Below are 2,847 nucleotides of genomic sequence, written 5' to 3'. Positions count from 1 at the left end.
ATCTCCCCATCTCCCCATCTCCCCATCTCCCCCTCTCATCTTCCGCCCTGGATAATGATGTATGCGCCCCAAACAGCAGCAGCAAAAGCCAAAATCGCAGACCAAATCGGATGTCCGCTATCACTGACTTTCCCTTCTTGACTGCGAAGAGTTTCCAGGTCGATCGCCACAGTAGCACCTCGGCGCAGCCAACCAGTCGCCACAACGGGTTTTCCGATCAAATCGATCGGGCGAGTCGTCTGTTTGAGCAAAAATGGGTACAAAGAGCCGATCGGGCCAATCCTCGAAACATAGTGCAACCTCACCAAACCCGTCGCCGTTTGCAAGATCAAATCTTGTCCCAGCCAATTCTCAATACCAGCCCTACCCAAAAGTTGCCCGGAAAGCTGCACAGGTTGAGCATCGACGGGCCAAGTCTCAGGATTTGACAAAATCTCCGGTAAACTCGGTGAAGTGGTTTCTTGTGGCGTAATGTCGGGGAAAAAATAGTTAATCCGGATCAAAGTACCGAGACAAAATCCGATCGGCAAACAGCCCCAAAAGATCGATCGATCGCCCAAAAGCCAATCGAGTTGCCAAATACTCGTCTTGGAAAACAGCCAGCCAACCATCCACAGCAGCCCGACAATCCCCAAACCCATCGGAATCCCAAAAAACGGCGCACCCTGTAAAAATAGTGTTGAGTCTTTAAATTCGAGTATTGATTTAAGAGACAATTTTGCTTTCTTGGGTTGTTCCGGCGACAGACTCGCCAAATCCAACTCAGTCTCCAGTTTCCAGAATTGAGCGTAGAGTTCCAATAGCTTGAAACGCTCTCCCAGCAAAGGATGCGCGCTGTTAATTGTCAACCAAGTGCGGTGAGGATTGGTGACATCCCACAGCAAAATTTGTGCTAGTGGCGCGCGTAATGCAGCACCACCAAGGGTTACAGCTTGTGCGACGCCGACGGGTAACAATAAATCGAAACTTTCGAGGAAAAAGCTTGTTTGTTTTTGCTGTTCAATATTTGCAGCAATCCCAATCGCAATTTTAGCGATAGCCCGCGTCAAACCGTTGGGATTGCCGGTAATTTCTGCTGAAGTTCGATCGCTAAAATACACTCTACGGCGCGACAACCACAACATCGGCCAGCGCAACAACTTATAAATCCCGTAACTAATAGCAGAAATTGCAGCGGTTATAAATCTGACAGCAGAACGCAAAAAGTCGATCGTCATTAAATCACACAACCGCTCGCCCCAGTAAGCAGTCTGCCAATATATAAGGTAAGGAATCTGAATCACCAACATCGCCAGCGACATCGGCGCAAAATCCCAGTGAGAAATATGGGCTAATTCCCGCGCGAAAATAGTAGCAATTTCATCATCCGTCAATTGATCTAACAGCCCTTGACTGACAGCAATCCGAGCAAAACGGGGCAAACAGCCGTAACTGAAAGCCACAGGAACATTTACTGGTAATAGTTTCAGCACCGGTACCGGCATATTTTGCTTGGTACAAAAACTTCGCAGTACGCGGCTAGCTTCCTTGCTGTGTTTGGATAAAACTGATCCGCGCAGGGTTTCGATGCCGCAAAATAGTTTCAGCAGCGCGTCTGTCAGCCAGGGAGAGGAGGCCAAAAGCAATCCGAAAACAAACTGGAGGAAGGGAGTTGGATCGCGGTAAAAAAGCTGAATCGGCTGGAAAATTGGCAATCTAGTAAATATGAAAAGCTGAACTAATAGAGAATTAGTGTTTGTCAGCAGGAATTGTAGGACAAATCGGGCTAGGAAAAATAGGGCGATCGCACTTGCAAAAGCTTCGATCCGAAACTCCAGCAACTTCAGCGGTTTGAGGGGACGCGGGTTTTTCGCGGTGCGCGCTGCTTCGCGCCAAGTTAGTTGGTAAGTATCTGTTGGGGAACCGGGACTATTTTCGTCGCTAGTTTCTGTATCGGGTGTGGTTTCTGTGGATATTGCCGGTTTGGGGGGTGGAGGTGGCGGTGAAATATGTGGCGATTTGGTGTTTCCTGGGGCGCTAGTCGGGTCTAAGGGTGCAAATCCGGTTTTTTGGTCTGCGGTTGGTCGTAGCGAAGCGGGGCGTAAGCCATCGCCCTTAACCGTTTTTTTCGCTGATTCCGTTGCTGAATTGAAGGCGACAAAGCCTGTTTTTAGGGGAGTTTCCGCTGGTTTTGGGGGGCGAGGTGGGGTTAATTCGGTTAAAGTGCGATCGGCCCAGGTTTTGATTTGGGTGTTGGGGATTTTGGTGAGGGATGTACACAGGGCGATCGCGCTTTGGAGATTTCCGGTTGCTTTGTAAGCCGCCACTAATCCCATCTGGGCGCGGATTCCGGGTGGTTGATTTGCTGCGGTTTGGCTGACGGATTCTAAAAGGGCGATCGCGCGTTGGTAATCTTTTTGTTTCAAAGCCGCTAACCCAGCCTCCAGAGACTGTTTCAGAGATGAATCCGCCGAATTTTGATTGTTTGGAGATGCCATAACTGTGATTGCGATCGCGTCTTGTCTAAGATAGCTTGGCTGGTCGATCGATAGCTGTTCTAACACAGCTCTATTTCTCTGTCATTAGTTGTTGCAATTCATTCGGCGGTTGAAACCGCAGCTATACAAACCAAGTCCGCCTACGCGGACTATGCTACCTCCTGGTTCATTCGGCGATTTCAATCGCCGGTTCAATCATGGTTCTCTTAGTCCGCGTAGGCGGACTTCGTATGTGTAGACGCGATGTATCCGCTCAATAAGTTGCGGTAAATCTTAATTTTTCGACAGTGTATAACTTATTTGATTCTACAAATATCTTAATTCAGCCACAAAAATCACGCATTTACTGCTTGACCGCTAAATTTTGATT

The 2,847-nt window shown here is 48.5% G+C and carries 1 protein-coding gene; it reads right to left on the bottom strand.

Features of this window, described 5'->3' with window-relative positions; all coding sequences use genetic code 11:
- Positions 1 to 35 precede the first annotated feature (35 nt).
- Positions 36 to 2,543: a zinc metalloprotease HtpX gene (locus tag K4039_RS26520; RefSeq protein WP_265239491.1), complete on the bottom strand. Its 2,508-nt coding sequence runs from the start codon at positions 2,541 to 2,543 to the stop codon at positions 36 to 38.
- Positions 2,544 to 2,847: the final 304 nt, after the last annotated feature.

The sequence above is a fragment of the Lyngbya sp. CCAP 1446/10 genome, assembly GCF_026130175.1.
GTDB lineage: Bacteria > Cyanobacteriota > Cyanobacteriia > Cyanobacteriales > Microcoleaceae > Microcoleus.
Note: the sequence above shows the minus strand (reverse complement) of the source record. Positions and strands in the feature narration are given on the sequence as shown.